The 14,842-nt window shown below is 59.1% G+C and carries 2 protein-coding genes; both read left to right on the top strand.

Annotation, left to right across the window (positions count from 1 at the left end):
- The first annotated feature begins 26 nt into the window (after nt 1–26).
- Nucleotides 27–13,919 (top strand): hemagglutinin repeat-containing protein, encoded by a 13,893-nt coding sequence (locus HBO23_RS08655; RefSeq protein ID WP_217858121.1) that lies wholly within the window; start codon nt 27–29, stop codon nt 13,917–13,919.
- Nucleotides 13,916–14,773: a PoNe immunity protein domain-containing protein gene (locus tag HBO23_RS08650; protein ID WP_017134667.1), complete on the top strand. Its 858-nt coding sequence runs from the start codon at nt 13,916–13,918 to the stop codon at nt 14,771–14,773. The genes HBO23_RS08655 and HBO23_RS08650 overlap by 4 nt, the downstream gene beginning before the upstream one ends.
- Nucleotides 14,774–14,842 lie beyond the last annotated feature (69 nt).

The following is a 14,842-nucleotide window of genomic DNA, read 5'->3' as shown; positions in this document are numbered from 1 at the left end:
ACGCCCCGTTGCATCGAGAATTTGAAATGGATGTTCGCCAGTTTGCCTTCCTTGTTCGCCAGCCTTCGGCTGCCCTGAAAAGCCGTGACGCGTTCCTGGGCCTGCCCAAACGTGGCTTGGCCCTGATCCTGGCCAATGCGCTGTTCTGGCAGCCATTGCTGGCCCAAGCCGAAGGCATTGTGGTCAGCGCCCCCGGCACCAGCGTCGGCCAGGCCGGCAATGGCGTGCCGGTGGTGAACATCGCCGCGCCCAATGGCAGTGGCTTGTCCCACAACCAGTTCAAGGACTACAACGTCGGCGCCAACGGGCTGATCCTCAACAACGCCACCTCCACCACGCAGTCGACCCAGTTGGGCGGGATCATCCTCGGTAACTCCAACCTGCAGGGCCGCGCCGCCAACATCATCCTCAACGAAGTCAACGGCGGCAGCCCCAGCCAGTTGCGTGGCTACACCGAAGTGGCGGGCCAGTCGGCCAAGGTCATCGTCGCCAACCCCTACGGCATCAGTTGCAACGGTTGCGGCTTCATCAACACCCCCAACGTCACCCTGACCACCGGCAAACCCATCCTCGATAACGGCCGCCTGGACCGTTACCAGGTCGATGGCGGCGCCGTGACCATCGACGGCCAGGGCCTGAACGCCAGCAACGTCGACCGCTTCGAAATCATCACCCGCTCGGCGAAGATCAACGCGCAGATCAATGCGCGCAACTTGACCGTGATTGCCGGGCGTAACGACGTCAACGCCCAGACCCTGAATGCCACCGCGCGTGCCGATGACGGCAGCGCCAAGCCGGAACTGGCGATTGACTCGTCGGCGTTAGGCGGGATGTACGCCGGTGCGATCAAGCTGGTGGGCACCGAAGCCGGTGTGGGCGTGAAGCTGGACGGGACGTTGGCGGCCAGTGGTGGGGATATTCAGCTGGATGCCAATGGGCGGTTGAGCATGGCGCAGGCGGCGGCCAGCGGCGCGGTCAACATCAAGGCCGCAAGCCTCGACGCCCAGGGACCGGTCTACGCCGGCACGGCGTTGGATGTGCAGACCCAAGGCGACCTGAACAGCCGTAAAACCCTCGCGGCCCGCGACAGCATCACCTTGACCAGCGGCGGCCAACTGACCAACAACGGCATTATCGAGGCCGGGGTCAACGCGGATAACACCCGCAACGCCACAGGTGATCTGAACCTCACCGCGCAAACCGTTAACAACAACGCCAGCAGTCTGGTTGCCAGTCGCAACCTGACCGTCAACGCGACACAAGCCCTGAACAACCAGGGCGGAACCTTGAGTGCCAAACAGGTCGCCAATATTAGCGCGGGCACCCTGGACAACCAGAACAAAGGCCGCGTGCTGAGCACGGGCAGCCTGACCTTGAATGCCAGCCAATTGCTCAACGCCCAGGGCGGGCTGGTGAACAGCAGTGGTCCATTGAGCGCGACGGCCGGGCAATTGAATAACCGCAGCGGCGAGGTGTCGAGCCTTGACACGGCCACGCTGAACATCGCTTCGCTGGACAACGTTGCCGGGCTGGTCACTGCGGGCAACGCCCTGAGCCTCACCGCCAGCGGCGCGGTCAATAACCAGGGCGGTCAACTTACCAGCCAAGGCACGCTGAACCTCAAGGCCGGTGCCGTGGATAACAGCGCCGCTGGCCGTATCGCCAGCAACCAGGCACTGACCGCCAACGTTGCCAGTCTGAACAATAACGCCGGTCAACTCACCAGCGTCACGTCGCTGACCCTGGACGTGAACAAGGGTCAGTTGAACAACCAGAGCGGCTTGATCCGTGGTCCGGCCCTGGCCCTGAACAACCTCGCCGACGTCGGCAACCAGAGCGGTGAAATCTCCAGCGCCCAGGGTTTCACCTTCACGGCGAAGAGCCTGGATAACACGGGCGGCAAACTGCTCAGCGATCAGGCCTTGAACGTGCGCCTGGACCAGGCGCTGACCAACGTCAAAGGCGTGGTCTCGGCCAACGGTCTTGATGTCCGTGCGGCCAGTGTGAACAACAGCACGGGTACGCTTACCAGTGACGCCGGCCTGTTGCTGAACCTGGACGGGGCCCTGGCCAACAACCAGGGCGAAGTTTCCAGCACGAACGCCACGCAAGTGCAGGTTGCCAGCCTGAATAACAGCGGCGGCAAGGTCACTGGCGATACCTCATTGAACGTTGATGTGCGTGGCGCGCTGAACAACCGTCAAGGCGTACTCGGCACCGGCCAGACGGCCTCGATCACCGCCGCCAGCCTGGACAACAGCAACACCGGCAAAGTGCTCAGTAACGGCAGCCTCACCGCGCGTATCACGGGCCTGCTGGACAACCAGAACAACGGTTTGCTCACCGCCAAAGGCACGATGGATGTGCAGGCGGGCAGCCTCGATAACCGGGGCGGCAGCCTGAGCGGCAGAGACTTGCTGACCCTGAACACGGCCAGCCTGGACAACCGTGGCGGCAAGGTCAGTGCCGACAAGAACCTGCAGCTCAACGTCACCCAGTTGAATAACCAGGACAAAGGCCTGCTCAGCGGGCAATCGGCGATCCAATACCTGGGCACGACCCTGAGTAATCAGGGCGGCTTGCTCAGTGGCGTGGGACCGGTGCGCCTCGACGCGACGACCGTGGAAAACGCCGGCGGGCGTATCTCCAGCAAGTCTGATCTGACGGCCAACGTCACCCATTTCAATCAGCAAAAAGGTGAATTGGTCGCCGAAGGTAATTTGCGCCTGACCGGCAGCACGCTCGATAACCGCAACGGCGGTCTGATCGGCGCGACAAAAGCGCTGACCCTCACCGTCGATGACATCAACAACCAGGCCGGGGAAATCTCCAGCGCCGTAGACGTGAACCTGGCGGGTACCCGCCTCAATAACAGCGGTAACGGCAAGCTGTTGGCCGGTACCGACCTGGGGCTCAAGGTGGCGCAGGTCATCAATCAGAGCGAAGGCCTGTTGTTCGGCAAGGGCAAGGTGACGCTGCAAGGCCTGAGCCTGGACAACAGCGGCGGCACGGTGTCCGGCCAGCAAGGCCTGACCCTGACCCACAGTGGTGATCTGAATAACACCGGCGGCTTGCTCACCAGTCAAGGCTCCATCACCGCCACAACGGCCGGGCTGAACAATACGGCGGGCAAGGTATCGAGTGCCGGTGCCATTGCGCTAACCGCTACCGGTGCGATGACTAACCACAATGGCGCCGTGACCACCGACCAAGGCTTGATCCTTAACAGTGCCAGCCTGGGCAATAGCGGGGGCACACTCAGTGCCAAGGGTGCGGTAGGCGTTACCACCGGTGCTTTTGACAATACCCAGGCCGGTCGCCTGATCAGCAATGACACCCTCACTCTGACTGCCGGCCAGGTCAGCAACGGCACGGACAGTCGTATTGCCAGTGACAAAAATCTGGTCGCCAGCGTGACGGGTTTTGACCAGCAGGGCGGGCAGCTCTACAGCAAGACCTCACTGAGCCTGGACCTGAACAACGGTCAACTGAACAACCAGCAAGGCCTGATCAACGCGCCGTTACTGATGCTGAAAAAACTCAACGGGGTCAACAACCAGAACGGCGAAATCTCCAGTGCCCAGGCGTTCACCCTGGCCAGCAAAAGCCTGGATAACAGCAGCGGCAAACTCATCAGCAACCAAGCGCTGACCCTGCGCGTTGAACAGGCTCTGAGCAACATTAAGGGCCTGGTTTCTGCAGCTGCGCTGCAGGTGCATAGCGCCAGCCTGGATAACAGCGGCGGTCTGCTCAGCAGCCGTGGCGAGTTAGGTCTCACGGTTGACGGTGCTTTCAAGAACCAGGACGGCTCGGCGATTGGCGACGGCAACGCGCAACTGACGGCGGCCAGCCTGGACAACACCGACGGCCAGGTTTCCAGCAAAGGTGATCTCACGGTGAACGTCGCGGCGGTCACCAACCAGAACGGCGCCCTGATCGCCCAAGGTGCGCTTGCCCTTACAGGTCAGACGCTGGACAACCGGAAAAATGGTTTCGTAGGCGCCAACCAACGTGCCGACGTCAACGTAGGCGCGGTGGATAACCGTGGCGGTGAGATCTCCAGCAAAGCCGCCGTGCAGATAACCGGCCAGCGTTTGGATAACAGTGACAGTGGCCTGGTGCTCGCCGCGACTGACTTGAAGCTAAACGTCGACAAGGTGCTGAACCGTAACAAGGGCCAACTCAGCGGCCAGAGCGGTGTGAACCTGGCAGGCGACAGTCTGGACAACAGCGGCGGCAGCCTGATCAGCCAGAAAGACCTTGCCCTTAAGCTCGGTGGCGAGCTGAACAACAGCCAAGGCAAGTTGAGCAGTGAAGGTCTGCTGACTGTTAACGCGGCGAGCCTGAACAACCGTCAAGGCAGCGTATCCAGTGCAGGGGCGTTAAACGTCACCACCCCAGGGGCCGTGGATAACCAAGGCGGGGAACTGGTCACTGATGCAGGCCTGACCTTGAGCAGCGCCAGCCTGGATAACAGGCAAAAAGGCACCCTCAGCAGCACTGCCGCGCTGAAGATCACCACCGGCGCGTTCGACAATAGCCACGCCGGCAACGTCAGCACCAGCGACACCCTCGACATCACCGCCGGCCAGTTGACCAACCAGGACGGCGGTCGCTTGACCAGCAACAAGGCCCTGATCGCCAAGGTCACCGGCCTGGATCAGCAGGGCGGCAAACTCTTCAGCAACACCTCGGTCGCACTGGACCTGAACCACGGCCAGTTGAACAACCAGGGCGGTCTGATCAACGGTCCGCTGTTGATGCTGAAAAACCTCAAAGGCGTGAACAACCAGGGCGGTGAACTCTCCAGCGCCCAAGCCTTCACTCTGGCCGCCGACAGCCTGGATAACAGCAACGGCAAGTTGCTCAGCAACCAGGCGCTGACCCTGCGCATCAACCAGGCGTTGAGCAACGTCAAAGGCCTGATCGCCGCCCAGTCCATCGACGGCCGTGCCGCCAGCCTGGACAACAGCGGCGGCACCCTGACCAGTCGTGGCGACACTTCGTTTAATGTCGACGGCCAGCTCAGTAACCAGAACCAAGGGCTGATTAACGCTGCCAATACCCTGACCCTCAACAGCACCGGCCTGAACAACCAGGGCGGCTCTGTGCTGGGCAAGTCCATTGCCATCGACCTGGGCAGCGCCACCGGCGACCTGAACAACAGCGCGGGCCTGATCACCACCGACGGCCAACTGACCATCACGCACCTGCGTGACCTGAGCAACCAGGGTGGCGAAATCTCCACCGCTCAGAACCTCAACCTCAGTGGTCGCACGCTGGATAACAGCACCGGCAAACTGATCAGCAACAACCTGCTGACCCTAAGCGGCAATAAGCTGGTCAACCAGAGCGGCCTGATCTCCGGCTGGCAGGGTGTCAGCATCAGCGGCGCGGACCTGGACAACCGCAACCAAGGCACCGTCTCCAGCCGTTATGGCAACGTCGACGCCACCCTGAGCAACAGCCTGCTCAACAGCGGCGCCGGTGCGCTGGTCAGCCAAAAAGCCCTGACCGTCAAAGCCGCCAGCCTCGACAACAGTGACAAAGGCATCCTCTCCAGTGCAGGCGGGCAAACCCTGACCGTCACCGGCCTGCTCAACAACGCCCAAGGTGGATTGATTGACAGCGGCGCGGCCCTCGACCTGCAAGCGCAAACGCTCAACAACGCGGGCGGCACAGTCAATGCGCAACAGGCACTCAGCCTGATCGGCACCAGCCTCGACAACAGCGCCGGCACCTTGATCGGCAACGGCACCGTAACCCTGGACCTGCTCGGCGCCCTGACCAACACCAATGGCAAGCTCGCCAGCGCTGGCGCGCTGCTGCTCAAACGCGCCACTGAAATCAACAACCAGGGCGGCCAACTGGCCAGCCAAGGCCTGCTGACGCTATTCGCGGGCAGCCTGGACAACCGCAATCGCGGCACCGTCGCCGCCAACGGCGCACTGGCAATCACCACCACTGGCGCCGTACAAAACAGCGGCGACGGCCTGATCTACAGCCAGAACGCCGACTTGAAGCTCAAGGCTGCGAGCCTCGACAACGCCAAGGGCTCGATCCAAAGCCAGACCACCCTGAACCTCGACATCAGCGGCGACCTCGACAACCAAAGCGGCAAAGTCATCGCCCAGGCCGGTGATGTGGACATCAACGCCGCGACCCTCGACAACCGTGGCGGCACCCTGGCCAGCCTCAAAGGCGCCCTGCAAGCCAAAGCACTGGGCGGCTGGCTGCGCAACGACTTCGACCTGAACAACAACCGCCAGGCCGGCATCATCCAGGCACAAAGCCTGATCCTGACCAGCGCCAGCCTCAACAACAACGGCGGCCGAATTGCTGCACAGAGCGGCGACACCGTTGTCACCACAGGCGCCTTCGACAACCGCGACGGCGGCCTGTACGCCAAAGGAGCGGTCAAGGTCACCGGCGGCAGCTTTGATAACAGCGGCGATGTACGCGGCCAGGTTGCAGGCAGGCAGATCGACCTCAACCTCAGCGGTGCGCTGAACAACCAGAAAGGCATCATTGAAAGCGATACCACCCTGAAAGTCGTTGCGGGCAGCGTGGACAACCAGAAAGGCCAACTGCGGGCGCTGGGGGCTAGCGGTAAGACTGAGTTTCAGATTGGTGGGGTGTTTGATAACCGCAACGGCACGTTGGAAACCGCCAACAGCGATCTGACGTTGAACGCCGGCAGCTTCCAGAACGTGGGCGGCAGTGTCTTGCACGTGGGGGCTGGTACGTTTGATATCAGTACCGCCAACCTGACCAATGCGGGCGGCACCGTTATCACCCGCGGCGGCCTGACCCTGACGGCCGACAACTGGACCAACAGCAGCGTGATCCAGGCTGGGCGATTGACGGTTAACGTCAAGACGCTCAACCAAACGGCAGGGGGGCAGTTACTGGCTTCCGATAGCTTGATTGGTGATGGTGGTAACTGGAGTAACGATGGGCTGATTGCCAGTGATGGCGGCCTCAAGCTGACGCTGGGCGGAACCTATAGCGGCAGTGGACGCGTCAGCAGCCTCGGAACACTGGGCCTGAGTGCCGCGCAAATGAACCTCAGTAACGCCGCCACGCTCGCGGGCGGCGGCAATACGACGGTGTCTGTGACGGGCCAGTTGAATAATGCCGGGCGCATGACGTCGGCGACCGACCTGACCCTGACCGCCGGTAGCGTGAACAATACCGGGACCCTGGGCGCCGGCCAGAACCTGACAGTGACTGCCGGGACGTTGCTCAACGACCGCGGCCTGATCTTCAGTGGCGCAGACATGCAGCTGCTCAGCCCGAGCTTCACCAACAGCTACGCCCAGGTCTACAGCTTGGGGAGTTTACTGATTGCCCGGGACAAAGACGGGACCAAAGCAGACCTGCTGGACAACCGTTCCGCAGGGATCGAAAGCGTGGGCAACCTGACCCTCGCCGCCGCCACACTCAACAACACCATGGACGTGTTGCAGTACACCGAACATGAGAAAAGTGCCACGACCATCACTCGGCTATCGTGCGCACTGATACCCATATGGGGATGCGACAATCGGGGCGGTGGGCGCTTCAACGGCCTTTGGGAGGTCTCAGAAACCGACCGCTTGCTGATCACGCTGCGGTCCGCAGCGGCCACGATCAATAGCGGTGCGGATCTGGTGATCAATGCCCGAGAACTGAACAACACGAGCAGCAGCATCAGCGCGGCCGGTAACCTGACGGCAAATGCCACGACGATCAACAACAAAGGGCTGCAATCGCAAGAGATCAAGTCCAGCCAGCAATATGTGAGTTACGTTGACCAGACAGGTACAGCGGCTCAACTGGCCGCTCTCTTCAATCAACGAAACAGCCCGACTCCTTCGGCCACGGTCGAGGCGGACCTGAGCAACTTTCTGGCCTTGACCGGGCCACCACCCGTCACGCTGCCCAAGAGCTCAACCGTCACCAACATCGAGTCTCTGGATGCGATTATTCAGGCAGGGGGCGCAGTCACTCTCAACGCTGCCCAGAATATTAATAACAGCGTAGTTCGTCCCTACTATGCCTATGTCGCGGCAGGTCGAACCAAGACCGACACGGGCGCAGGCAGCGCCTACTCGACACCTATTTCCATCAATGCGCAACTCCCTCCAGATCTCGCCCAGCAACAAGTCAACCCAATAACACTTCCCGGCTTTAGCCTGCCGACAGGGCAGAATGGTTTGTTTCGACTGAGCGGCCAAGGTGCTGCAACACCGACCCAACAAGGCCCGCAAAGCTGGACCATGGGCAGCGCGGTTATCGACACTGCCCAACGTGAACAAGCGGTGCCTGCCAGTAGCGGCAGGGCCGTGCAGGTGGGCAATGCAGCTCAAACCGCAGTGACCACGCAAGCACCTGTGCACACCGCTGACCTGGCGGCCAATGTATCCGGTAGCGGCACGGCCCTGAACGTGGCCCCGGTCGTAGATCCTGTTACGGGGGCCACACTGCCCGGCCGGTCAGACGTCGGCGGTGTCACCTCGGCAACGCCCGTAGAGGGGCAGGCGACATCAACGGGCTCGTTGACCGTTAACCGTGTGCAAGGGTTGCCTGACAGTAGCTACGTGTCCAATCCTCAAAAGTATTTGATCGAAACCAACCCGGCTCTCACCGATCTGAAGCAGTTCATGGGCTCGGACTACCTGCTGTCGAAACTTGGTTACAACCCGGATAACAGCTGGAAACGCCTGGGTGATGGTCTCTACGAACAACGACTGATCCAGCAAGCCGTGATCGCCCGCACCGGCCAGCGCTTCATCGACAACCAGACCAGCGATGCCGGTTTGTACAAATACCTGATGGACAACGCCATCGCCAGCAAGCAACAACTGAACCTGGCCGTAGGCGTGAGCCTCACTTCCGAACAGGTCGCGGCGCTGACCCACGACATCGTCTGGATGGAAAGCGCCACCGTAGCCGGTCAACAAGTGCTTGTGCCGGTTTTGTATCTGGCCCAGGCCAATAACCGTCTTGGCCCCAACGGTGCATTGATCGCCGGTAACGACGTCAACCTGATTGCCGGGGAAAACCTCAACAACGTCGGCACCCTGCGCGCCACCAACAATCTGTCGGCCAGCGCCGGCGCCAACCTGGTCAACAGCGGCCTGATCGAGGCCGGTAATCGTCTGGATCTGTTGGCGGGCAATAACCTGATCAACAAGGCGGGCGGGATCATTTCTGGGCGCGATGTGAGTCTCACGGCGGTTAACGGCGACGTGATCAACGAGCGTACGGTTACCACTCACGAGAGCGGCGGCGGGGCTTACATCCGAGAGGTGCGGCAGGACTTTGTGGACAACGCTGCCCGTATCGAAGCGGCCAACAACCTGAGCGTACGCGCCGGTCGCGACGTCAATAGCGTTGGCGGCGTGATGAGCAGCGGCGCCGACATGAGGATAGCGGCGGGGCGTGACGTGAACCTCGTCGCAGCCGAACAACGCACTGGCCGTGGCACCACAGAGGCGCGCACTGACAGCGTCACCCAGTATGGTACCGTGATCGAAGCCGGCCGCGACTTCCGTGTGCAGGCTGGGCGTGATATCAGCGCCATTGCCAGCCAGATTGACGCCAAGCGTGACGTTGCCATGGCTGCTACGGGCGACCTGACCTTGGCTTCAGGCGTGGATGAACAGCATTACTCGTATAACACCAAGAAGGTCAAGATCCAGGAAGACCACGCCCAGCAAGTGTCCACCACGGTGAAGGCCGGTGGTGATGTGGCGTTGAGTGCCGGGAATGATTTGGCGTTGATTGCCAGCCGGGTGACGGCGGGGGATGAGGCGTATTTGTACGCGGGTAAAAATCTGGAACTCAAATCTGCTGAGGACCAGGACTACAGCTTCTTTAGTAAGACCAGCAAGACATCGACGGGCAAGAAGTTCCGTCTCGATGAAACCGATACCGTCACGAACGTTGGCAGTTTGGTCAACTCAGGTGGCAACAGCACTCTGGTAGCTGGTGAAAACCTGCTGTTGGCCGGCAGTGCTGTGACTGCCGAGAAAGGTGCCGCGAAATTGGTGGCCGGTAAGGATGTACAGGTTCTGGCCGTGACCGATTCCGACAGCGCTCGCCATGAGCGCAAGGAAAGCAAAAGCAGTTGGGGTGGGTTTAAGTCGAGCAAGGTTGAGGACCAGGTCGACGAGAAGCATACCACTGCGGTGGGGAGTATGGTCTCCGGTGATACCGTCACTGTCGTGGGCGGGCAAGACGTGAAAGTGACGGGTTCGTCACTGGTCAGCACCGGTGACTTGGCTGTGCAGGCTGGGCGTGATCTGACCATCGACGCGGCGCAGAATACCTTCTCACGCACCGACATGCACAAGGAAAAGAACCGTGACCTGACGGGGGTGTTAACAGGCAATAAGCTGGGCCTGGATGACATCACCGGCAACCAGCATCTGTTCATCAACAGCCAGAAACACAACGGAACCGCTACAGAAACTACCCTCACCGGCAGCACCGTTGGCTCCAGCGCTGGCAACGTGACGCTGACCGCAGGGCGCGAGCTAACGGTGATAGCCAGTGACCTGATCAGCACCAAAGACATGTCCCTGAATGGCGCGAACGTCACCATCGCCGCAGGGACCGAAACGGCTAACCAGACCAGTAAGGACAGTTCCAAAAGTTTGGCCGTGGGACGCGTGATCGGCGGGACAATCGTCGATACCGCCAAGAGCATCCGCAATGACGTGCGGGCGGCACAACAGGCCGATGACAGCCGTTTGAAAGCCGTCAAAGGCGCTCAGGCGCTGCTTTCTGCCTATGGCGCAATGAACGGCGATGACAGCGCGGCCAACGAATCGGATGGCAAGCCCGCCAATAGCAAAGGTTCCATGATCAAGATCGGTACCGAGCTGGCTTCTACACGTAAGAAAAGCACCAGCGAGTACGACGCCGAAACGGTCAAACAATCGAGTCTCAACAGCGGTGGCAGTCTGGCTATCGTTGCCACAGGCAACGCGCCGGATACCAAAGGCGATATCCATGTGATTGGCAGCAGCATCAAGGCCAAGGAAGTGCTGCTGCTGGCGAAAAACAACATCACTCTGGAAAGCGCACAAGATCGCAAAAACTGGGACAACCAGAACAGCAATAACAAAACCAGTATCGGTGCTAGCTTCAACATTGGTGACCAGAACGGTTTCACCCTCGACCTTGGCGCCAAAATGGCCAAAGGCATGGGCACTGGGCAGGAGGTTACTCAGGTCAATAGTACCGTCGACACTGGTGGGTTAGTGCTCAAAAGCGGGCAGGACACCACGCTGGCCGGAGCCCAAGTGCGAGCCGATGCCATCAAGGCTGACATTGGCGGCAACCTGAATATCGCGTCGCGCCAGGACGAGGCGAGCCAGAAGAACAAGCAGACCAGCGCAGGTGTCGGCGCGAGTATCTGCGTACCTCCTTTCTGCTGGGGTTCGATGGTGACGGCCTCCGGCAATATCGCCGGCAGTAAAATGAACAGTGACTACAAAGCCGTCACTGATCAGACCGGGTTGTTTGCAGGTAGCGGTGGCTACGACATCAATGTGGGCAAAAACACCACGCTTGAAGGCGCCGTGATTGCCAGTGAAGCCAGCGCTGATAAAAACCGCCTCAGCACCGAACGCTTGCTGGTCAGCGATATCAAGAACAAGAGTGATATCAAAAGCCAGGCGGCCAGCCTGAGCCTTTCCTATACCAGCACCAAAGGGGATAAACCGGGCGGTCCAAAAACACCGGACGATCAAAGGCAGTGGGCGCACACGGACACCGGCGGCACGATGCCGTTGATGCTCAAGGAATCCGACAGCAGTAAAACCCGCAGCGCTGTCAGCCCTGGGACCATCGTCGTGCGTGACGCTGCCGGGGCGAATGATCTGGTGGGGTTGAGCCGCGACCCCGCCAATGCCAACAAACATCTTGATCGGCCGGACGAGAAGGCCATGCAAGAGCGGATCGACCTGATCCAAAGCTCGGCGCAGCTTTCCAGCAGCGTGATCAGCATGGTGGGTAAAGCCAAGGCGGATGAGGCTAATAAACTGCGCAAGCAGGCGGAGGCGCAGGCTAACGCAGGTTCGTCTGATGCAGCCGGAACAGCACGTGCAGCCGATGCGGCATACGCAGAGGCCCAGCGTTGGCAGGTCGGTGGCGATAAGAAAATGATGGCCGATATTGCATCGGGCCTGGTTGCTGCGGGCTTGGGTGGTGCAACGGGTGGTACGGCGGTTGGGATTGTTGCTAATACTTCATCCAGTGACATATTCAATAAAATTGGTAGCTTCGCCGACGAACAGAAAAACCGGAAAGACATAGATAGCGTGACTAAGGCTGCATGGGAAGAAGGCGGCGCGGCGCGCGTTTTATTGCACGCTTTGGCGGGCGCAGCGATTGGGCTTTCCAGCGGTAGTGCGCAGAGCGGAGCGTTGGGTGCGGGAGCCTCGGCGGCTCTACTACCATCCGTCATGCAAGCTCTGGCTGACAGCAAGATGAATGAGGCTGATCAAAAGGCCGTAGCCTCATTGATAGCCGCGGGTGTAGGTACTGCGGTCGGATCCAGTAATGGCGTGAGCGGCTCAGTCGTGGCCGCTGGGACTGCAGTGGGTGTGGAGAAGTACAACCGCCAGTTGCATCCGGACGAAATCAAGTTCGCCTCTGACAATGATCGAGTCAATCGCTACGCGAAAGAGAAAGGTATTACTGACGAGCAAGCGCGTATGGAGCTTCTGCGAACTGCTGCGGCGATGGTTGACCGAGGGTGGAATGCTGTGCTGAGTGTCGGGGATGGCAATACGGCGGATGCTGCCAGCTTCCTTCGCGCGGAGCTTTCGCAATCGAAAAGTACGGATCTGTTTCAGGTGAGTCTGGCGGACTACAATAATGAGCGACTGGGCTTGTCACAGCTGATGAAAGATAGGAAATCAGTTGAAAACCTAGTCAAGTACATTGAGTTGGTTGACCCTGATAAGTACCTGCACGATCCTAAGAATCAGGCTGAAATACTTAACGCGAAGGGCCAGGGTAGCGCCGAAGGTTTTGCTAATGCTGTAGAGGATTTGGCAAGCCTTGGATCCAAGACGGCACTGTGGGCGATGAGCACGGTGAATTGCCCTAGTTGTGGAGGGCGACAGTTTGTCGCCGCTGTTGAAGCTGTCCAGAGTTTGCCTGAGGAGTTAAGGCTCAAGGGGTATCTGGACACACTTCATATTATGCAGGGATATGGTGCTGATGTACTGAGGCAGAATGAGGCTATCGCGACCTCTGCGGGAGTGGGTATTGGTCTGGGTGGTGCCGGTGTCGGTGGTGCGGGGGGGGCAACGACACGCCTGACAGGGGAGCTTGCAGAGGCCGTGGGGAGACGTTTCACCGGAATACTCAACGAAGCGTCCGAACAAGCACTGATCAAGAGTGGCGGTATCTTTGGTCCAGATGGCAAGCCGATGATGGACCTGGGGATATTAACCAGAGAACAGAAAGGTGTCATGGGTGACTTGTTTGGCGAACGTTCTGTCCAGCAAATCGTTCCCGAAGGACAGAAACTGGCGCGGGTACCGGGTGTTGGAGAGACGGGGGTCGATGATCTTTATAAGGTCAATCGCCCGGATGTCGACTTTGTTGTTATCGAGTACAAATTTGTTGGTGATAACAAAAAATCTGGCTCCTCGGGGCTAGGCAATACGCAAGATGGTAAACAAGGTTCGACTTCATGGATACTCGGAGGTGACCGTCTGGAACGTGCGGTCGGAGAGAATCAAAGCATAGATGTACGGATCGCCGTGGATGCGAATCGTACTGAAACCTGGGTTGTGAGAACTCGGCCAGATGGTGCGACAGAAATTGAAGTGCTTGATGCCCGTGGAAAAATCAAAGCGATAGATACGTCTAAAATTATATCTTCCAAAAATTTGAATGGGGTTTTTCCATGATTCGTGCGCCTTGGGGAGATAAGCAGTATTGGGATGGTCGTGAGGCAAAGGATCTGCAATGGATTGAGCGTGCCAGTAAGATTTTGTCGGAGCCATCGGCTAACCCCGTATACAGAGCGCAATTTACGTTCGACTTTGCCAAAGATAATTTGCGTGCGGCCATACGGGTCTACTCGAGTGGTGGAGATGTTAAATCGATCGCAACATACTTCCCCGGAGTTCTGGATGCATGGGAACTTTCCAACCGAGAATCCGACAAAATATGCGCTGAAAATGGTCTTCAGACTTGCCGAGACTGGACCTTCGAGCTGACCGACTTAAACCACTACATCTACTGTTTCTGGCTGGTGGGCCTGGCGCTTGCTCTCGAAATTCCCGATGACCAGTGGCTTCGATTGGTTGCGTTAATAGGTAAAGGGGGGCAGGACGTTCTGCTGGATCGGATCATTGCGTACCGCCAACCAGAGCGGGCAATTGGGGAGAAGCTGTTACATGCCAAACCATATGCGAGACTGCTCAAGGCAATTGATGCGCCACAGGTGCAACAAGCAGCTCTGCTGTTGGCATTCGTAGAGCATTGGTATCCGGAGTTGAACAGGCGCGGTAAACAGCAACCGTGGTGGTACATCTATGGTGATCCGGTAAAACATCCACTTGAGATGGGAAGCTACTTCGGCCGCTGGTGTCTTGAGGCGGTCGCCGCCGTGAAAGTATTTGGGCTTGATGACAGCAATTGCATTGGGCACGAACACTATCCGGGTGATTTGCTCCATCCCAGTGAGGAAGTGATACCAACACCTAATCCAAGTGCCAAGTCTGGATGGTGGGCGCGGTTGTTGGGTAGGTCAGATTAGGCGTTGCCCGTATGAGCTACTGAAAGGAAAAGGGGACAAATTTATTTGATTTTCATAGAGTATTTGTGT

The organism is Pseudomonas sp. WS 5532, from assembly GCF_012985445.1.
Lineage (GTDB): Bacteria > Pseudomonadota > Gammaproteobacteria > Pseudomonadales > Pseudomonadaceae > Aquipseudomonas > Aquipseudomonas edaphica.
The sequence above is the reverse complement of the archived record's forward strand: the minus strand, read 5'-3'. Positions and strand labels throughout refer to the sequence as shown.

Excerpts from the sequence above, each read along its gene's own strand:
- HBO23_RS08650 (WP_017134667.1), top strand. The coding sequence starts at position 13,916 with ATGATTCGTGCGCCTTGGGGAGATAAGCAGTATTGGGATGGTCGTGAG.
- HBO23_RS08655 (WP_217858121.1), top strand. The coding sequence starts at position 27 with ATGGATGTTCGCCAGTTTGCCTTCCTTGTTCGCCAGCCTTCGGCTGCC.